Raw genomic sequence first — 19,120 nt, forward strand, 5'->3', positions numbered from 1 at the left:
TGTTTTTTATTTTATATAAATGTCAATTCTATTTTTGTTTGTTGGTTTAGGATGTTGGCATTAAAATGCGCGTGTCCTAAATATTCCATACCTAAATAATCGGCTGATTTTTGAAACGGAATATAAAAACTTTCGTCAGTTTCATTATCGTGCGAATTGGATATCACTCCGATTTTCTTTCCTCTCAGTTTTCTTCCAGTTTCTTTTTCAATTCGGATTAAATCTGAAATCCTATCGAAAAAGACCTTCATAATTCCGCTCATATTGTACCAATAAATGGGCGTTGCAAAAATTAAGGTATCGTATTTTTCGATAATTCCTCTTGTAAGAGGTAAAAAATCATCGTCTATATTTTTGCTTTCGTAATCATAATATGAAATATTATAATCACTTAAATTAACGACATCAATGTTATGTTCTTTTGAAATTCCATCCACAATTTTGGTTGTGTTTCCATTTTTTCTTGAAGAACCTAAAATGATGACTTTTTTATTTTCCATTAATATTTATTCGTAATGCCCTTTCAAAGAAAGAATATCTAATATCTCGATTGTCTCTTCTTCTGTAACCTTATAGATTATCCGGTGTTCTTGATTTATTCTTCTAGACCATTTTCCTGACAATTCATATTTTAAAGGTTCAGGTTTTCCGATACCTTCAAAAGGATGAAGTTGTATGTCTTCAATCAAGGCAGTAATCTTATTCATAATTGCTTTATTGCCAGATTTTTTCCAATACTCTCTGTCTTTTTGAGCTTTTTCAGAATAAATTACTTCCACAAATCTTCTAATTTTATTTTAACTCCTTTCCCGTCTTTTATACTCTGTTCAGCATCTAAGATTTCTTTTACAAATTCAGGATTATATGGTTTTTCATTTTCTTCAACAATTTCAAAACCAAGAGATTTTGCCAGTGATTGAAAGACTGGGAAATCTTTTTTCTTTACATTTTTTAAGATGATGTCCATATCGATTTGTTTTTTTTATCCCACAGATCCTTCTAAAGAAATCTCTAATAATTTTTGAGCTTCAACAGCAAATTCCATCGGAAGTTTATTCAATACATCTTTACTGAAACCGTTTACAATTAAGGCAATCGCTTTTTCAGTTGGAATACCTCTTTGGTTGCAGTAAAAAACCTGATCTTCTCCAATTTTACTTGTAGTAGCTTCGTGCTCGATTTTTGCCGATGGATTTTTACTTTCGATATATGGGAAAGTATGTGCACCACAATTGTTACCCATTAGCAATGAGTCACATTGAGAAAAGTTTCTTGCATTCTCTGCTCTTGGAGAGATTTGCACTAAACCACGGTAACTGTTTTGTGATTTTCCAGCCGAAATACCTTTAGAAATAATAGTCGATTTAGTGTTTTTACCTAAATGGATCATTTTAGTTCCCGTATCTGCTTGTTGGTAATTATTGGTAACGGCGATAGAATAAAATTCTCCTACTGAATTATCTCCTTTTAATACGCAAGAAGGATATTTCCAAGTTACAGCAGAACCTGTCTCAACTTGCGTCCAAGAAATTTTAGCGTTTGTTTCGCATAAACCTCTTTTGGTTACGAAGTTGTAAACCCCGCCTTTTCCTTCTTTGTTTCCAGGGAACCAGTTTTGAACAGTAGAATATTTAATTTCAGCATCATCCAAAGCGATTAATTCAACAACAGCAGCGTGTAATTGGTTTTCATCACGGCTTGGAGCTGTACATCCTTCAAGATAAGAAACGTAACTTCCTTCATCTGCAATGACAAGCGTTCTTTCGAATTGTCCTGTTCCTGCTTGGTTGATTCTGAAATAAGTAGAAAGTTCCATTGGGCAGCGAACGCCTTTTGGAATATAACAGAAACTTCCGTCAGAGAAAACTGCTGAGTTTAATGCTGCATAGAAGTTGTCTTTTTGAGGTACAACAGTTCCTAAATATTTTTTTACTAATTCAGGATGTTCTTTAATAGCTTCAGAAATAGGACAGAAAATAATTCCTTTTTCAGCCAAAGTTTTCTTGAAAGTTGTTGCTACAGAAACAGAATCGACCACAATATCCATAGCGACATTGTTCATCATTTTTTGTTCATCAACAGAAATTCCTAACTTTTTGTACATCTCTAAAAGTTCTGGATCAACATCATCCAACGTTTTATTAGGATCTACTTGTTTTGGAGCTGAGTAATAAGAAATTGCCTGAAAATCTGGTTTTTCGTAATTTACGTTTGCCCATTCTGGCTCGATCATTTCTTTCCAAGCACGGAAAGCCTCGATGCGCCATTCGGTCATCCATTCAGGTTCTTCTTTTTTAAGCGAAATAGCTCTAACAATCTCTTCGTTTAAGCCAATAGGAAAAGTCTCAGATTCTATATTGGTATAAAATCCGTACTCATATTCTTTTGTTTCCAGTTCGATTTTTAAATCGTCTTCGGTGTATTTGCTCATTGTGTTTTTATTGAAAGATTTAAAATTGAAGGATTTAAATATTAAAATCACTTCCGTAATCTTGAAATCTTTAAATTTTGCAATTATTTAATTGTTTTTATAGAGAAAATGATTCCCCGCATCCGCAAGTTCTGCTTGCATTTGGATTATTGAAAACAAATCCTTTTCCGTTTAATCCGCCAGAAAATTCTAAAATTGTTCCAGCTAAATATAGGAATGATTTTTTTTCAACAGCAATTTGGATATCATTGTCTACGAATATTTTGTCGTCATCTCCTTTGGTTTTGTCAAATTTTAAATCATAAGACAAGCCAGAGCATCCACCGCTTTTCACGCCTACTCTCACGTAGTCGCTTGCGGCGTCAAAACCATCGTCAGTCATCAAGTCGATGATTTTCTTTTTGGCAGTATCAGAAACTTTTATCATTGTTCTTAGATGTTTGTTTTTAATAAGCATTTCTGGTCTGTAATTAATTTATTACAGATTTAAAGCGCTAATTTTCAATGTTAAATAGAAATTATCTGCAAAGATACGACTTAAAAACCTTTTTCCATAACGGTTCACATTATTATAACAAATGTGAAAATAGATATTAGTTATTTTGATAAAATCAACCTCAAAAAAGAGGACTAAAATTCGAATAAAGCATTTTTAAGATCTTAAATTGAATTTATAAGCTGTAAATGTTAAAAAACAAGTATTTATACTCAATTTCAAAACATGCTTTATTGGTACTTTTGCAATAAATTGTGAGTAATTATGAAAAAACAACATAAGAATAATTGGGTAAAAATCTTTTTTGCAATATTTTTTGTTTTTGGATTAGGTGCTGCGGTGCTGGTTTTTAGCAGTGAGTCTTCTGAAAATGAAAATCAGGTTGAAAAAGAAAATACTTCCAAAATTTCATTTGTGAATAAAGAAAACAGCGAACAAAAAAATATTTTAGATTCCTTAAATACACTAAAAGCGGCATACGATATTGCTATTTTAGAAAAAACAGCGCTATCGCAAGAGTTGGAACTCGAGCGTAAGAATGTTGAGAATTTGATGGAAATTATTAAGGCTTCTCAAAATCCATCTGCTGCTCAAATTAAAATTTTTAGAAATCAACTTTCAGATATGAATTCTTCCTTAGAAGGAAAAGTAGTGGAAATTAAGAAACTGAAATCTCAGAATAAAAATTTATTGACAGAAATTGAAAGTCAGAATGTTGTGATGTACAATCAAAAAGCCGAAAATGACACACTTATTTCTAAACAAAAGAAATTAGAGTCTACTTTAAAAGATGCATCAAAACTTTCTCTAAGCAATTTTAAAGTAATTGCACTTCGTGAAAAAAGTTCTGGAGCAGAACTCGAAACGACGAAAGCAAAGAATACAAAAAAACTTAAAGCTATTTTTACGGTTAACGGAAATGCTGTTGCAAAAACTGGAAGAAGAATTTTTTATGTTCAGGTGCTAGACCAAAAGAATAATGTTTTGGGTGATAATAAATTGATTGAATTTGGAAATGATAAGGCTCTCGTATATAGTTTTATTGTGAGTACAGATTTTCAAGGTAAGTCGGTAAATGTCTACGGAATTTTAAATGACCAGTTTAAAAAAGGAACCTATTTTGTCAATTTTTTCGACAAGCAGGAAATAATGGGAAGCGCTTCGATTACTTTAGAATAAGCTTTTTTAAAAATAAATTGTAGCAAAAGGAGTTTGTATTTGCTAGCTTTGTTCTTTTACAAAATCAAACTCATGAAACTTTACCCAATCGAATCTGGAAATTTTAAATTAGACGGAGGTGCTATGTTTGGTGTTGTGCCAAAGACAATTTGGAACAAAACAAATCCTGCCGATTCTAATAATCTTATTGATATTGCCGCGCGCTGTTTATTGATTGAAGACGGAAATCGTCTTATTTTGATTGATACGGGAATGGGCGATAAGCAGTCTGAAAAGTTTTTCGGGTATTATTCGCTTTGGGGATCTCATTCTATAGATAAATCTTTAGCCAAATATGGTTTTAATCGAGATGATATTACTGATGTTTTTATGACACATCTTCATTTTGATCATTGCGGCGGAAGCGTTCAATGGAATTCGGATAAAACGGGATATATACCAGCTTTTAAAAATGCAAAGTATTGGACCAACGAAAATCATTGGGAATGGGCTACAAAACCCAATCCAAGAGAAAAAGCTTCTTTTCTTTCTGAAAATATTCTACCAATGCAGGAGAGCGGACAATTGAATTTTATTGAAAGACCAGAAAACGATTTTGGCTTTTCAAAAGAAATGAATTTCGAAATTTTCTACGTAGACGGCCACACCGAAAAACAAATGATTCCGTACATCAAATACCAAGATAAAACGATCGTTTTTTGCGCGGATTTATTAGCAACGGCCGGACATATTCCGCTGCCATACGTTATGGGGTATGATACTAGACCTTTATTAACAATGCCAGAAAAATCAAAATTCTTGAATTGGGCTGCAGATCAAAATCATTATTTGTTTTTGGAACACGATGCTCATAACCAAATAATAACGGTGGAGCATACTGAAAAAGGTGTTCGCTTAAAAGAGGTTTTTACCTGCGAAGAGATTCTTTAAAGTATAATTCAAAAGATAAAAAAATCCCGTTTTCAACATTCTGAAAACGGGATTTTTAAATTTTACTTATAGTTATTATTCTACAATAACTTTTTTCGCAGAAGCTGCGTCTCCATTAATTAAGTACACATAATAAATTCCTCTTGGAAGACCAGATAAATTAATTGTGTTATCTGTATTTGATGCATCCAAAATAAACGATTTTACCTGTTGTCCTAACGAATTGTAAACTGTTGCTTTATCTAATGAAACATTACTAATGTAAACTTCACCTTTTGTTGGATTTGGATACAATGCAACTTTATTGAAGATAGAATCTTCAAGGCCTAAAGAACATGTTGAAGAATAAGATGCTGTTGCATCTTTAAAAAACACGCTGCTTGAAGTGGCTAATGAAGGATTGTCAACCAAAATACAAGTTAAGGCAGTGTTCTTATTTAATAATGCACTTGTAAAGTTGATGTTGTTACCATTTTTAAGGTTTAAAGTTTTTAGAGAATTCTCCATCACATTTACATAAGTTAACTTGCTGTTTTTAGTCAAGTCCAAATCAGTCAGTTTGTTTTTGTTGGCCTGCAAAGTTGTTAGAGCTGTATTTGCTGATAAATTCAAAGTTGTAAGGTCATTTCCATGGGTGTACAATTCGATTAACTTTAAATTTTTCGATACATTTAATGTAGTTAAAAGATTGAATTGACAGTTTAAAAACTCAAGAGCTGTAAAGTCTTGAATTCCAGTTAAGTCTTTAATATCGCTAAGCTGTACATTTAAATCTTTTACAGCTGCAATTGTTGAAGTTAAAACTTTTCCATTTTTACCATCAATATCAATTTTTAATGCAATTAATTCATCTTCAAAATTGCTGTCAGGAATTAGTGTGAAAGTGTTACAATCTTCTGTAAAATAGGAAGTTTTATCTAATTTTCCGTTCCAAGTATCGTTAGAGTATTTTGCATTATCAACCTGAATACAAGTTAAAGCCGCGTTTCGAGTAAAATTAACACTAAACCAATCCATATTTGTGTTGAATCCATTTTTGACATTAAGAGTGTTTAAAGTATTTGTTGAAACATTTAGTGCTGTCAACAAAGGATTTTTGCTAAGATCCAGAACTGTTAGTAAATTATAAGAACAGTTCAATTCCGTTAATAAAGGATTGTTTGCTGGAGTTAAAGATGTCAATTGGTTTGCGCTGCAGTTTAATATTTTTAAAGAAGTAAAATCCTGTATTCCAGTAAGATCCTTAATAGAACTTGATGATACATCTAATGATGTAATTGATGCAATACTTTCTGTGGCTACTTTTCCATTTTTACCATCTTTATCAATTTGTAGAGCAATTAATTTATCTTCAAAATTGGCATCAGGTATTAAAGTGTATACTACACAGTCTAGGCTAAAGTTAGTTTTTGCATCTTTATAAGTGCTCCAATTTGCATCAGAGTAAGCAACATCGTCAACCATTATACAAGTTAATTTCGTATTACTCTTAAAAGATGTGGTTGAAGGAGAACCATTAGTGCCAGACATAAAGGTATAATTAGCAAGTAAGTTGCTGTTTTTTCCATTTCTTAAATCTAATTTTTTTAATTGCGAATTACCTTGAAGGTACAAACCAATTAAAAGTTTATTGCTTCTAAGATCCAGTTCGCTTATTTGACTGCTGTTAATTGTCAATGCTTTTAAATTGACATTTGTGCTTAAGTCTAATTTAGTAACTAGTGTATAAGATGAAATTAAATACTCTAATTTTGTATTTGCACTTAAATCTATAGATGGAAGCTGTAGGTTAAAACTAAATCCTAAGTAAATTAATTCTTTATTTTGAGAAAGATTTAGTGTAGTGAATCTATTTGATGAGGCTTGAAAGGAAATTAAATCTTTATTGCTAGTTAAGTCTATTGACGGTAGCTCACAGTTTGAAATGTCCAGGTAACGTAATAGTTTTAAGTTGCTTACATCCAAAGAGGTAAAAAGATTGTTATTAACTGTAAGCTCTGTTATCAAGGGAGTAAAATTTAAATTTAAAGAGGTAAGTTTATTACTGTAGCAGCTTAACTTGGCTAATTTAATGTTTTTAGAAATATCTAGTGTTGTAAGGAGATTGTTGTCAACACTTAAATATGTAAGATTAACATTATTTGAAACATCTATTGTTGTTAGTTTATTAGAAGCACAATTAAGTTGTTGTAGAGCTTTGAAATCTTGTATTCCAGTAAGATCAGAAATGTTTTTTGAGTATATAAATAATGAAGTTATGGTGTTGATTTTCGATGTTAATACTTTTCCATCGACAGTACCTGAGTCATAGCCCAATGCGATAAGTGCCTTTTCAAAATTCTCATCCGGAATAAGGGTAGTTTGATTACAGTCAATACTGTAATTTGCTGTAGCATCTTTCGATACAGCATACCAATTTGCTGTAGAATAAGAAGGATTATCAACTTTTATACAAGATAAACTAGGATTGTTTGTTAAATCAAGTTGCGATTTATTTATTTTATTATTGTTGCCATTATTTAAATTTAATTCATTCAAACTATTGCTTTTGCAGGAAAAGTCCACAAGATTGATGTTTTTAGAAAGATCCAAAGATGTGATTTTGTTAAAATCACAATACAAAGAAACTAAAGCTGTATTTTTTGAAACATCTAACACTGTAAGTTTATTTCCCCAGCAGCTTAAACTTGTTAATAAAGGATTTTGTTTAAGCTCAATTGAAGAAAGTTGATTATCGGTGATCGAAAGAGATTTTAAAGCAGGATTTGAAGTAACATTTAAAAAAGTTAACTTGTTATTGTCACAAATTATTTCTTCTAATGAAGTTGCGTTGCTTACAATTAAAGAGAATATAAGGTTGTCATTAATTTGTAGTTGTCTTAACTTATCATTAAGTGTCAAAGAAAAAACAGTTAGTTTGTTGTAAGAAGCTATAAGAGTTCTCAAATCATTATTTGAGGCAGTATTTAAAGCCGTAATTGCATTTCTAGAACAATTAATTGTTGTTAAATATTTATTTTGAGATAAATCTAGAGACGTTAGTTGGTTACTGTAGCAATTTAAAGTTTCCAAATCTTTAAAAGCCTGAATTCCTGTAAGATCTGAGATTGAACTATCGGAGACATCTAATGATGTTAATCCTGAAATTTTTGAAGTAAGAACTTGTCCATCTGGAATTCCAGAGTCGATTCCCATTAATATTAATCTTTTTTCAAAGTTAATGTCTGGAATTGCAGTGTTTTGCGCATAAATAGAAAAATTTGCCAGTAACAGCAACAAAAGTAGTTTTGTTTTCATAGATTGAGTTTATGATTAGGTCGCGCAAGTGTATGAATATTAAGTGAGTATTCCTTACGTGAAACCGTAAAGGCTGTATTATTTTATTGTTTTTTTAATTTTGAAACAAATAAGATTATTTAAAGTATATTTTTTTATTATTTGTTAACCGTAATAATTTGATTTGTAAATGTTTGTGAGTAACATCATTTTAAATAATTTTATTCAAAATTTCATAACACATTGTTAACGGTTAGTTTTTTGTAACAAAAAAGCATAATTTAGACCCATCTTTTAACTTTACTTATAATTATAGATACATGAGTCATATAAAACCTCTTAAATTATCTGCGTTTGCGTTACTTGTTTTAGCAGGTTGCAGCGCAAGTTTGCAAGCGCAAAATTCAGTGCCAAAACAGCCAATTGTGGCTCCTTTAGCAGTTGTAAAAAAATCACCCGTTAGCGAAAATGAATTAAAAAGATGGAGTCATCTGGATTTAGTAAAAGATTCTATCCCGGGAATGAGTGTTGACAGGGCTTTGACTGAATTACTGCAAGGTAAAACAGGTAAAAAAGTGATTGTTGGTATTGTAGACTCTGGTGTAGATATCGAACACGAAGATCTAAAAGGAATGATCTGGACCAATACCAAAGAAATTCCAGGAAACGGAATCGATGATGATAAAAATGGATTTATCGATGACATTAACGGATGGAATTTCCTAGGAAATGCGGTTCACGAAAACCTTGAAATGACACGTGTTGTTAAAAAAGGAGACGACGGTTCTGCAGAATATAAGGCAGCTTTGGCTCAATATACTGAAAAATACGAAGAAGCTCAAAAAGATAAACAACAAGTAGATTTTTTACTTGATGTTCACAATACAATTAAAAAAGAGCTAAACAAGACAACATACAAAATTGAAGATTTAAATGCTATAACTTCAACAGATCCAAAAGTTGCAAGAAGCAAAGCTATAATGACTCAAATTTTCACAAATGCTGGATCAACTTTCGACCCAGAAGCTGATTTTGGTGAATATAAAGAGCAGGTATACGATCAGTTAAATTATAACTTAAATAAAGAATTTGACGGAAGAAAAATCGTAGGTGATAATCCAGAAGATATTAAAGACAATCGTTACGGAAATAATATTGTTTTTGGTCCAGATAAAGAAAAAGCACTTCACGGAACTCACGTTGCAGGAATCATTGCTCAAATTCGCGGGAATAATTTAGGCGGAGACGGAGTTGCTTCTCCAAACGTTGAAATTTTAACGGTTAGAGCTGTGCCAGACGGAGATGAGTACGATAAAGATATCGCCCTTGCCATTCGCTACGCAGTAGATAATGGTGCAAAAGTAATTAACGGAAGTTTTGGAAAAAGCTTTTCTCCGCACAAACAATGGGTTTACGATGCTATTAAATATGCCGCTAAAAAAGACGTTTTAATTGTTCACGCAGCAGGAAACGACGGTTATAATATTGATGAGACAAAAAACATCAATTATCCAAATGATTCAGAAGACAACGTAAAAGAATTTGCTGATAATTTAATTACAATTGGAGCAATTAATAAAGAATATGGAGAAAGTGTTATTGCAGGATTTTCAAACTTCGGAAAAATTAACGTAGATGTTTTTGCTCCGGGAGAAGAAATTTATGCAACAGTTCCAAACAATAAATACAAGTATCTGCAAGGAACGTCAATGGCATCTCCAAATGCAGCGGGTGTAGCAGCGTTAATTCGTTCATACTATCCAAAATTAAAGGCCGCTCAGGTGAAAAAGATTTTAATGGAATCTGGAGTTGCACTTCCTGCAAAAGTTGTTTTGGGGAAAAGCGAAAATCCAAATGAAAAACCAGTTGCTGTTCCTGCTGCAGAATCATCAAAAACTGCAAAAATGGTAAATGCTTATAATGCTTTATTAATGGCTGAAAAAATGTCTAAAAAATAAAGTTTAAGATACTATTAATCTAATGGAAGAGTTTACGCTCTTCCATTTTCTATTACATATAAACATGCGAAAAATTATTTTACTTTCTTTCTTGAGCTTTGGTTTACAGACAGCTTTTGCCCAAAACGCTCCATATTGGCAGCAACACGCCGATTATAAAATGGAGGTTTCGATGGATGTAAAAAACTATCAGTACAAAGGAAAACAAGAATTGGTCTATACCAACAATTCATCTGATACTTTAAGAAAAGTATTCTATCATTTGTTTCCAAATGCTTTTCAGCCGGGAAGCGAAATGGATGCGCGACTTCATTTTATTAAAGATCCAGACGGAAGAATGGTAAATAAAACAAAAGGAGCAGATGGAAAAGATGTTAAACAAAGCCGAATTGAAACTTTAAAGCCGAATGAAATAGGATTTTTAAAGATCACAAACTTCAAACAAGATGGTGCGACGGCTCAGACAAGAGTTTCAGGAACTATTTTAGAAGTGACTTTGGCTAAGCCGATTCTGCCAAATTCTAAAACCACTTTCACATTAGATTTTGACGGACAAGTTCCAGTTCAAATTCGTCGTTCTGGAAGAAACAATTCTGAAGGAATCGAACTTTCAATGTCGCAATGGTATCCAAAATTAGCCGAATTTGATTTTGAAGGCTGGCACGCAGATCCATACATCGCGAGAGAGTTTCACGGAGTCTGGGGGAATTTTGACGTAAAAATTACAATTGATAAAGAATATACAATTGGAGGTTCTGGATATCTTCAAGACAAAAATTCAATTGGACATGGTTACGAAGATGCTGGTGTAACAGTTACTTATCCTAAAAAAACAAAAACGTTAACATGGCATTTTATTGCTCCAAATGTTCACGATTTTACATGGGCAGCAGACAAAGAATATGCACATGATATTGTAAAAGGGCCAAATGATGTTGATTTGCATTTCTTCTATAAAAACACTCCAAAAGTGGCAGAAAACTGGAAACAGTTAGAGCCGTTAATGGTAAAAGTTATGGATTATTACAACCAAAGAGTTGGGGCTTATCCTTACAAACAATACTCATTTATTCAAGGAGGCGACGGCGGAATGGAGTATGCAATGTGTACTTTAATGTTAGGAAACGGAAAACTGGAAGGAATTCTTGGAACTGCAACTCACGAATTAGGGCACTCTTGGTTTCAGCATATTTTGGCTTCAAACGAATCCAAACATCCTTGGATGGATGAAGGTTTTACAACTTACATCGAAGACAGTGCTTTGAATGAATTGAAAGGTGATAAAAAAGAAGTAAATCCGTTTAAAGGAAATTACGCTGCTTATTACAGTTTGGTAAATTCTGGTAAAGAACAGCCACAAAGTACGCATGGAGATCGTTATGACGAAAATCGTCCGTACAGTATTTCATCTTATATTAAAGGAAGTCTTTTCCTTTCTCAATTAGAATATGTAATTGGAAAAGAAAATGTAGATGCGACATTAAAAAGATATTTCAACGATTTTAAATTCAAACATCCAACTCCAAATGATATCAAAAGATCAGCAGAAAGAGTTTCTGGAGCTGAGCTGGACTGGTATTTAATAGATTGGACACAAACATTAAACACGATCGATTACGGTATTAAAGATGTCGCAGACAATGCAGGAAAAACAACTGTAACTTTGGAAAGAATTGGAAGAATACCAATGCCAATCGATTTAAAAGTAGATTACGCAGACGGAACTTCTGAAAACTTTTATATTCCGCTAAGAATGATGAATTTCATTAAACCGAATCCAAATCCAACTCAAAAAAGAACTGTATTAGAAGACTGGGCTTGGGCACAGCAAAACTATAGTTTTACAATTGATAAAAACAAAACGGCAATCAAAAAAATCACTATAGATCCAAGCGGATTAATGGCTGATGTAAAAGCTGCCAATAATGTTTTTGAAGTGAAATAATTTCTAGAAAATATTTATAAAAAAAGCCCTTAAATTTAGTTTTAAGGGCTTTTCTTATGTTTCAGGTTTATTCAAAATGCAGAAATTATACTGTTTTTATATCAACAGGAATTTGTGAGTGCGTTTTCTTAAAAGGAACAAATTCCCTGTAACTGGCAGATCTCCACAGCCATTCAATTGGTCCGTAATTGTATTTAGAAAGCCACCATTTACTTATAAATAATTGAATGATAAATACAAAAACAGCTAGTGAAAAATAAAACCAATAAGGCATAGAGTTTCCGATTCCGAATCCAATTCCGGAGAAAATAAAAGCAGCCAGAATATTTTGAGCGATATAATTTGTAAGTGTCATTTTACCACCAGCACTAAAATAGCTGAAAACCGTTTTTAATTTGCCGTTAATATAAAGCAGGATAATTCCTGTTGCGATAAAAATCATAGTACTTAAAACCAGCCAGTAAAGCGGATGAAAGATTTTGAGTGGAGCAACCTTGTATAAGATCATTAAATTAAAGCCAACACCGATAATAATAGCGGTAACTAAACTAATCCAAAGTGTCTTTTTTAATAAAGGTTTCAATTCATGTAAGCGGTTAAAGAAATCTAATTTTTGAAGCAGAAACCCAAATAACATGCATGCAAACATTACGATATGTGCCGTAATAGCATACCCTGGAATAATGATTTGTTCGTAGAAAGAGGCCAGTAGGTTAAATCTAAAAAAGTCAAGCCAGTTTCCTGAATAATAAAGTTTTAAGTATTCTGGATTTGTCGTAATTTCAACATTTTCGATTTTGAAACCATTCACATAAGCCATTATAAAAGGAATGGCAAAAACCAGAACTGCGCAGATAATGCTTAATGTTTTTGCAGAACTTTTATAAAATAAAAGCATTACTAACCCTAAAAAGGCATAATCTTTTAGAATATCTCCGAGCCAAAATGATGAATTGATAAAGGCCAAAATAAAAAGCAAGATCATTCGCCAGGCAAAAAACGTAATAGGATTTTTTCCTTTGGAGGCGACATTATTAATTAAAATCGCAAAACCATATCCAAATAATAAGGTTAATAAAGTCCAGGATTTTGCCGCGAAAAAATAGCGGTTAAAATAAAACAAGATGTCTGATATAAGACTGCTGCTATTGTTTTTTTGCTCTACACCAATGTGTAAAAAATCAGAATAATTGCCAATAGCTACTCCCAGTATAGCCCAGCCTCGAAGAATGTCGACAATTGCAGTTCTTTTGCTTTGTTCGACAGGATGATAAGAATTTGTCATTTGATTGATGTTTTTGTTGTGATTTGATTGATGATTTTTGAATAAACTTGAAAATAAGTAAACGCAATCAAATGTAAAGAAATTATGCAACCAACAATTCTTATCTGAATATATAAAAGCGTGTTATTCTAAAATACTTTTAGAGTAACACGCTTTAATACTTTATTATATGGGTTTACGATTAGCTCAAATGCTCAATCATATCTTTTGTCATAGATTCTAAATCAAATTTATGATTCCAATTCCAGTCTTCTCTGGCAGATGAATCGTCAATACTTGCCGGCCAGCTGTCCGCAATTTTCTGACGGAAATCTGGATTGTACGTAATTTCGAATTCAGGAATATGTTTTTTAATTTCTGCAGCAATTTCTGTCGGAGTAAAACTCATTGCAGCCAAATTATAAGACGAATGTATTTTTATTTGATCTTCTGGTGCCTGCATAATTTTAATCGTTGCATCGATCGCATCATCCATATACATCATTGGCATTTTGGTTTCTGATGATAAAAAGCATTCGTATTTTTTATCGGCAATAGCCTTATAAAAAATATCAACAGCGTAATCTGTAGTTCCGCCGCCTGGAGGAGTAGACCAGCTGATTAACCCTGGATAACGAATACTGCGAACATCAACACCATAAATATTATGGTAATACTCGCACCATCTTTCGCCCGCTTGTTTGCTGATTCCGTAAACTGTTGAAGGTTCCATTACAGTATATTGAGGCGTATTTTCTTTTGGAGTTGTCGGACCGAAAACTGCAATACTTGAAGGCCAGAAAATCTTCTGAATTTTTTTTGCCTTCGCTAAATTCAAAACATGGAAAAGTGAATTCATATTCAAATCCCACGCAAAAGCTGGATTTTTTTCAGCTGTTGCAGACAAAAGTGCCGCCATCAAATACACATCTGTAATTTTGTGAACTTCTACTAAATGTTCAATTTGATTAAAATCTAAAGCATTGACCACTTCAAAAGGTCCCGAATTAACAACATCAGTATTTAATTTTCGAATATCAGAAGCGATTACATTTTCGGTTCCGTATAATTTGCGCAGTTTTTGCGTCAGCTCAGTTCCAATCTGACCGCAGGCGCCAATGATCAATATTTTAGGATTCATTTTTTAATGATTTAGAGACACAAATATAACGTTTTCGCAATTACATGCGTTTTTTAGAAGTAAAATTTATAAATTCAATAATGAAAAAGTTTGTTTGTTGGATAATTCACGAAATAAAAATTTAATCGCGGCGTTTTTTTAATTAGGCATTTTTTAAAAACATAAAGTTTGCAAATGCTATATGTTGAATTAGTTCTGAGATCTTTATCTATTCTAAACTTACTATAAAATATGAAACTCTGCGGTTAAATTTACGAGCAAAAAACAACAATGATTTACAGATTCTTTAGCAGTAAATCAGAATTCGTAATTGTAAATTTACTTTGTAACTTTGCAGCTTAATGTTTTACCAAATGAAATATAAAATATCTCTTCTTCTACTTTTATTTACCGCAATGTATTCCTGCCAGAACGCAGATGAAAAACGTCGTGCAGAAAATGCAAAAGAAGCAAAAAAGAAAGAAGTTATTTTTAATAATATAAATAAAGGCTGGACATTTATTGATGAGCCGATTAATGAAATTTCAGAACAAAAATTAAACTCGTGGACAGAATGGCTTGAGTTTATTAAAGAGATTGGCGATAAGCCAAGAAAGACAATTGGAGCATTTCAGAAAAAGTCAAGAGCTATTTCTAAGAAGGCAATGGCTTTAAATAATAATATTCCGCCAGAATTTAATCTGCCTCAAATAAGAAGCCGTATTTCTATTTTAATTACTAAAATAAAAATGCTGGATCTTTTTATTCATTTGAACAAGATTCCAGATGATAAGGTGGTTTTTTTAGTTCAGGAAATCAACAAAGAATTGATTTCTCTGGAGAGACAAATGGATAAAATTGTTGAAAAAGCTAAAATTCCAAAAGAAGAAGGAGAGGCCGATTTCCTTAAAATGTTAGACACAACGCGCGCAATCCCGAGTTCTGCGCCGCCATTAGATCAAAACACACCAAAAATTGAGTAAAAACGCCCTATATACGATATATGACAATCTGCCTAAAGCACAACAGATTGCATCAAATTTACTGGAAGGGAATCAGATAAAAATGCATCTTAGCGGCTTGCTGGGATCTGCAGTTTCATTTGTTGTCCGCTCTGTTTTTAAAAAAACCGAACTGCCTTTTTTAATTGTTTTAGAAAATAAAGAAGAAGCCGCGTATTACCTAAATGATTTGGAGCAGATGATTGGCGAGCAGGATGTATTGTTTTATCCCGCTTCATTCCGTCGTCCCTATCAAGTTGATGAAACTGATAATGCAAATGTTCTGCTTCGCGCTGAGGTTTTAAACAGAATAAATTCCAGAAAAAAACCAGCCATAATTGTTACGTATCCAGAAGCGCTTTTTGAGAAAGTAGTGACGCGCCAGCAATTGGATAAAAACACTTTAAAAGTTTCTCTAAACGATAAAATTTCAATTGATTTTATTAATGAAGTTTTGTTCGAATATGAATTCAAGAGAGTAGATTTTATCACAGAACCCGGCGAATTTTCGGTTCGCGGAGGAATTGTCGATGTCTTCTCTTTTTCAAATGATCATCCGTACAGAATTGAATTTTTCGGAAATGAAGTAGACAGCATCAGAAGTTTTGATGTAGAAACACAGCTTTCTGTTGAAACACATAAAAAAATCACGATTATCCCGAATGTCGAAAACAAGGTATTTCAGGAAAATCGAGAAAGTTTTTTAGATTATATTGCGGAGAAAACAGTCATTTTTATTCAAAATACTGACGGACTTTTCAGTCAGTTAGACAAACAATTTGCAAGGGCAGAAGAAGCTTTTTCGAAACTTTCGGGAGAAATAAAGCACGCCCAGCCAGAACAATTATTTTTAAATCAGGCTTCGTTTATCAAACGCGCTTTAGATTTTTCGATTGTCGAATTGGCTTCAAAACCAATCTTCAAAACCACTAAAAAATTCGAATTTCATATTCAGCCTCAGCCTTCTTTCAACAAACAATTTGATTTATTGCTGAATAATTTGAGCGATAATCATTTTAACGGATATAAAAATTATTTGTTCTGTTCGAATGAAACGCAGGCCAAACGTTTTCATGATATTTTTGAATCGCTGGATGAAGCGAATTCTGAGAATATCAGAAAACAGTATAATACAATTGTACTGCCTTTATATCAAGGTTTTATAGATGAAGAAAATCAGATAACCGCTTACACCGATCACCAGATTTTTGAGCGTTATCATAAATTCAACATTAAAAACGGCTATTCAAAAAAACAGAATATTACGCTTAAAGAATTAACAGCGCTTTCGGTTGGTGATTATGTAACACACATTGATCACGGAATTGGGAAATTTGGCGGCTTGCAGAAAATTCAGGTTGAAGGAAAAACGCAGGAAGCCATAAAACTGGTTTATGCTGATAATGATATTGTGTATGTGAGCATTCACTCGCTTCATAAAATTTCAAAATACAACGGAAAAGACGGCACACCGCCGAAAATCTACAAATTAGGATCGAACGCCTGGAAAATTTTAAAACAAAAAACCAAAGCGCGTGTCAAACATATTGCATTCAATTTAATTCAGTTGTATGCGAAACGTCGTTTAGAAAAAGGTTTCCAATTTGCGCCGGACAGTTATCTGCAGAATGAATTAGAAAGTTCGTTTATTTATGAAGATACGCCAGATCAAACCAAATCAACGGCAGAAGTAAAAGCTGATATGGAAAGCGATCGCCCAATGGATCGTTTGGTTTGCGGTGACGTTGGTTTCGGAAAAACAGAAGTTGCCATTCGCGCTGCTTTTAAAGCGGTTGATAATAGCAAACAAGTGGCTGTTTTGGTTCCGACGACTATTTTGGCTTATCAGCATTTCAGAACTTTCTCGGAGCGTTTAAAAGATATGCCGGTTTCAATAGGTTACTTAAACCGATTTAGAACGGCAAAACAAAAAGCGCAGACTTTAAAAGATTTAGCCGAAGGAAAACTAGATATCGTAATTGGAACTCATCAATTAGTCAATAAAAATGTGGTTTTTAAAGACTTAGGTTTGTTGATTGTTGATGAGGAACAAAAGTTTGGAGTTAACGTAAAAGATAAATTAAAAACTATTGCGGCTAATGTTGATATTTTGACATTAACAGCAACGCCAATTCCGAGAACTTTACAATTCTCTTTAATGGCGGCGAGAGATTTGTCTGTAATTACAACGCCTCCGCCAAATCGTTATCCTATTGAAACCAATGTTGTTGGTTTTAATGAAGAAGTAATTCGTGATGCAATTTCGTATGAAATTCAGAGAAACGGACAGGTTTTCTTCATCAATAACCGAATCGAAAATATTAAAGAAGTGGCAGGAATGATTCAGCGTTTGGTTCCAAATGCAAGAGTAGGAATTGGTCACGGGCAAATGGACGGAGCAAAACTAGAGGAGTTGATGTTAGGTTTCATGAATGGAGATTTTGATGTTTTGGTGGCAACAACAATTATAGAAAGTGGTTTGGACGTTCCAAATGCGAACACAATTTTCATTAATAATGCCAATAACTTCGGATTGTCAGATCTGCATCAAATGCGCGGTCGAGTAGGGCGAAGCAACAAAAAAGCATTCTGTTATTTCATTTGTCCGCCGTATTCATCAATGACGGAAGATGCCAGAAAACGTATTCAGGCGTTGGAACAATTCAGCGAATTGGGAAGCGGTTTTAACATTGCGATGAAAGATCTTGAAATTCGTGGTGCCGGAGATTTATTAGGGGGAGAACAAAGTGGTTTCATAAACGAAATTGGTTTTGATACCTACCAAAAAATCATGAATGAAGCCATTGAAGAATTGAAGGAAAACGAATTCAAAGATTTATATCCAGAAGAAAATAATATCGATACAAAAGAATACGTAAAAGACATTCAAATCGATGCCGATTTTGAGCTTTTATTCCCAGATGAATACATCAATAACGTTTCTGAACGTTTGGTTTTATACAACGAATTAGGCGCTATAAAAGATGAAGCTGGCTTACAGGAATTCGAAAGAAAACTAATTGACCGTTTCGGACCGCTGCCAAAACAAGCGGTTTCATTACTAAACAGCATCCGCATAAAATGGATTGCAACCCGTGTTGGAATCGAAAAATTGGTTTTGAAACAAGGCAAAATGATTGGCTATTTCGTTTCAGATCAGCAATCTGATTATTATCAATCGGTGAAATTTAGAAATGTTTTGAATTTTGTTCAGAAGCATAGTAATCTTTGCAAAATGAAAGAAAAACAAACCGTAAACGGATTACGTTTGCTACTTACTTTTGATAATGTAAAGTCAATCAAAAGAGCTTTGGAATTAATGGAGTTGTTTGAGGAATAAATTTTGCCACAGATTAAATAGATTCTCAAATATTAGAAAATCATTTTAATCCTTTAATCTGTGGTAAAATTAATTTGGAGGCTCTGTGAAATTGCCGGAAAAAAGAAATCTTAAGTTTTATTTATAATTTATTTAAGAAAAATCTTAGAACAAAAAGTTTTCTTTGACCCAAATTTTCAA

General features: G+C 33.0%; 14 protein-coding genes. 6 read left to right on the top strand and 8 right to left on the bottom strand.

Features of this window, described 5'->3' with window-relative positions; translation table 11 throughout:
* Positions 1–11: 11 nt before the first annotated feature.
* From HYN86_RS05460 to HYN86_RS05480, 5 genes are all read right to left on the bottom strand, one after another.
* Positions 12–500 (bottom strand): flavodoxin family protein, encoded by a 489-nt coding sequence (locus HYN86_RS05460; protein ID WP_113677128.1) that lies wholly within the window; start codon positions 498–500, stop codon positions 12–14.
* A gap of 6 nt (positions 501–506) precedes the next feature.
* Positions 507–779, bottom strand: coding sequence for a Txe/YoeB family addiction module toxin (locus HYN86_RS05465; protein WP_113677129.1), 273 nt, complete (start codon positions 777–779; stop codon positions 507–509).
* A complete protein-coding gene (locus tag HYN86_RS05470; protein WP_113677130.1) occupies positions 770–967 on the bottom strand; it encodes a DUF2683 family protein in 198 nt (65 codons plus the stop codon). Before HYN86_RS05470 ends, HYN86_RS05465 begins: the two co-directional genes overlap by 10 nt.
* A gap of 15 nt (positions 968–982) precedes the next feature.
* Positions 983–2,431 (bottom strand): Fe-S cluster assembly protein SufB, encoded by a 1,449-nt coding sequence (sufB, locus tag HYN86_RS05475; protein ID WP_071635885.1) that lies wholly within the window; start codon positions 2,429–2,431, stop codon positions 983–985.
* A gap of 97 nt (positions 2,432–2,528) precedes the next feature.
* Positions 2,529–2,858, bottom strand: a complete 330-nt coding sequence (locus HYN86_RS05480) for a HesB/IscA family protein (RefSeq protein ID WP_068841559.1) — start codon at positions 2,856–2,858, stop codon at positions 2,529–2,531.
* Between the two features lie 333 nt (positions 2,859–3,191).
* Here HYN86_RS05480 and HYN86_RS05485 point away from each other — a divergent pair, with 333 nt between their 5' ends.
* Together HYN86_RS05485 and HYN86_RS05490 are read left to right on the top strand one after the other, a co-directional pair.
* Positions 3,192–4,106: a hypothetical protein gene (locus HYN86_RS05485; protein WP_113677131.1), complete on the top strand. Its 915-nt coding sequence runs from the start codon at positions 3,192–3,194 to the stop codon at positions 4,104–4,106.
* A 72-nt stretch (positions 4,107–4,178) separates the two neighbouring features.
* The gene (locus HYN86_RS05490; protein ID WP_113677132.1) at positions 4,179–5,036 is read left to right on the top strand and encodes an MBL fold metallo-hydrolase; all 858 of its coding nucleotides are present in this window, start codon (positions 4,179–4,181) and stop codon (positions 5,034–5,036) included.
* 75 nt (positions 5,037–5,111) lie between these two features.
* Here HYN86_RS05490 and HYN86_RS05495 read toward each other — a convergent pair whose 3' ends face one another.
* Positions 5,112–8,333 carry a T9SS type A sorting domain-containing protein gene (locus HYN86_RS05495; protein ID WP_113677133.1) on the bottom strand — a complete coding sequence of 1,074 codons (3,222 nt, stop codon included), beginning with the start codon at positions 8,331–8,333 and terminating at the stop codon, positions 5,112–5,114.
* Positions 8,334–8,632: 299 nt separating this feature from the next.
* Between HYN86_RS05495 and HYN86_RS05500 the strand changes: the two genes are divergently transcribed.
* Together HYN86_RS05500 and HYN86_RS05505 are read left to right on the top strand one after the other, a co-directional pair.
* Positions 8,633–10,270: a S8 family peptidase gene (locus HYN86_RS05500; protein WP_113677134.1), complete on the top strand. Its 1,638-nt coding sequence runs from the start codon at positions 8,633–8,635 to the stop codon at positions 10,268–10,270.
* A 64-nt stretch (positions 10,271–10,334) separates the two neighbouring features.
* Positions 10,335–12,215 carry a M1 family metallopeptidase gene (locus HYN86_RS05505; RefSeq protein WP_113677135.1) on the top strand — a complete coding sequence of 627 codons (1,881 nt, stop codon included), beginning with the start codon at positions 10,335–10,337 and terminating at the stop codon, positions 12,213–12,215.
* A gap of 85 nt (positions 12,216–12,300) precedes the next feature.
* Here HYN86_RS05505 and HYN86_RS05510 read toward each other — a convergent pair whose 3' ends face one another.
* Positions 12,301–13,500, bottom strand: coding sequence for a DUF418 domain-containing protein (locus HYN86_RS05510; protein ID WP_113679861.1), 1,200 nt, complete (start codon positions 13,498–13,500; stop codon positions 12,301–12,303).
* A 181-nt stretch (positions 13,501–13,681) separates the two neighbouring features.
* Positions 13,682–14,620, bottom strand: coding sequence for an L-threonine 3-dehydrogenase (locus HYN86_RS05515; protein WP_113677136.1), 939 nt, complete (start codon positions 14,618–14,620; stop codon positions 13,682–13,684).
* A gap of 353 nt (positions 14,621–14,973) precedes the next feature.
* Between HYN86_RS05515 and HYN86_RS05520 the strand changes: the two genes are divergently transcribed.
* The gene (locus tag HYN86_RS05520; protein WP_113677137.1) at positions 14,974–15,582 is read left to right on the top strand and encodes a hypothetical protein; all 609 of its coding nucleotides are present in this window, start codon (positions 14,974–14,976) and stop codon (positions 15,580–15,582) included.
* Positions 15,575–18,940, top strand: coding sequence for a transcription-repair coupling factor (mfd, locus tag HYN86_RS05525; protein WP_113677138.1), 3,366 nt, complete (start codon positions 15,575–15,577; stop codon positions 18,938–18,940). The genes HYN86_RS05520 and mfd overlap by 8 nt, the downstream gene beginning before the upstream one ends.
* The last annotated feature ends 180 nt before the right edge of the window (positions 18,941–19,120 follow it).

Source organism: Flavobacterium fluviale, from assembly GCF_003312915.1.
Classification (GTDB): domain Bacteria; phylum Bacteroidota; class Bacteroidia; order Flavobacteriales; family Flavobacteriaceae; genus Flavobacterium; species Flavobacterium fluviale.

What these genes read in the sequence shown, in the direction of transcription:
- HYN86_RS05460 (WP_113677128.1), bottom strand. Translation starts at nt 500, where the DNA reads ATGGAAAATAAAAAAGTCATCATTTTAGGTTCTTCAAGAAAAAATGGA.
- HYN86_RS05470 (WP_113677130.1), bottom strand. Translation starts at nt 967, where the DNA reads ATGGACATCATCTTAAAAAATGTAAAGAAAAAAGATTTCCCAGTCTTT.
- sufB (WP_071635885.1), bottom strand. Translation starts at nt 2,431, where the DNA reads ATGAGCAAATACACCGAAGACGATTTAAAAATCGAACTGGAAACAAAA.
- HYN86_RS05480 (WP_068841559.1), bottom strand. Translation starts at nt 2,858, where the DNA reads ATGATAAAAGTTTCTGATACTGCCAAAAAGAAAATCATCGACTTGATG.
- HYN86_RS05485 (WP_113677131.1), top strand. Translation starts at nt 3,192, where the DNA reads ATGAAAAAACAACATAAGAATAATTGGGTAAAAATCTTTTTTGCAATA.
- HYN86_RS05490 (WP_113677132.1), top strand. Translation starts at nt 4,179, where the DNA reads ATGAAACTTTACCCAATCGAATCTGGAAATTTTAAATTAGACGGAGGT.
- HYN86_RS05495 (WP_113677133.1), bottom strand. Translation starts at nt 8,333, where the DNA reads ATGAAAACAAAACTACTTTTGTTGCTGTTACTGGCAAATTTTTCTATT.
- HYN86_RS05500 (WP_113677134.1), top strand. Translation starts at nt 8,633, where the DNA reads ATGAGTCATATAAAACCTCTTAAATTATCTGCGTTTGCGTTACTTGTT.
- HYN86_RS05505 (WP_113677135.1), top strand. Translation starts at nt 10,335, where the DNA reads ATGCGAAAAATTATTTTACTTTCTTTCTTGAGCTTTGGTTTACAGACA.
- HYN86_RS05510 (WP_113679861.1), bottom strand. Translation starts at nt 13,500, where the DNA reads ATGACAAATTCTTATCATCCTGTCGAACAAAGCAAAAGAACTGCAATT.
- HYN86_RS05515 (WP_113677136.1), bottom strand. Translation starts at nt 14,620, where the DNA reads ATGAATCCTAAAATATTGATCATTGGCGCCTGCGGTCAGATTGGAACT.
- HYN86_RS05520 (WP_113677137.1), top strand. Translation starts at nt 14,974, where the DNA reads ATGAAATATAAAATATCTCTTCTTCTACTTTTATTTACCGCAATGTAT.